This window comes from Natrialba taiwanensis DSM 12281 (assembly GCF_000337595.1).
GTDB lineage: Archaea > Halobacteriota > Halobacteria > Halobacteriales > Natrialbaceae > Natrialba > Natrialba taiwanensis.
In genome coordinates, this window is record NZ_AOIL01000022.1 from 1 (window position 1) to 261 (window position 261).

Below are 261 nucleotides of genomic sequence, written 5' to 3' on the forward strand. Positions count from 1 at the left end.
TCGATACAGCAACGCAAGCTGTGCTTGATCTTCACTGCTCGACGACGTTAGACGGCAGTGACGCGGATCTCTGTGAGCAGATCGCCCGCGTTCCAGCGGGCGATCTGTAGTCATTAGCCGCTGATAAGGGCTACGACAAGCAACAACTCCGCGACCAACTCCGTGAACTCGACATTCGCCCGCTAATCAAACATCGGATCTTCGCACCATACGATCACGCCCACAATGCCCGTATTGACGAAGATCGGTACGCTCAGCGAT

The 261-nt window shown here is 55.2% G+C and carries 1 pseudogene; it reads left to right on the forward strand.

Annotation, left to right across the window (positions count from 1 at the left end):
- Positions 1 to 261, forward strand: a pseudogene (locus C484_RS07835) (IS5/IS1182 family transposase); the annotation flags it as partial.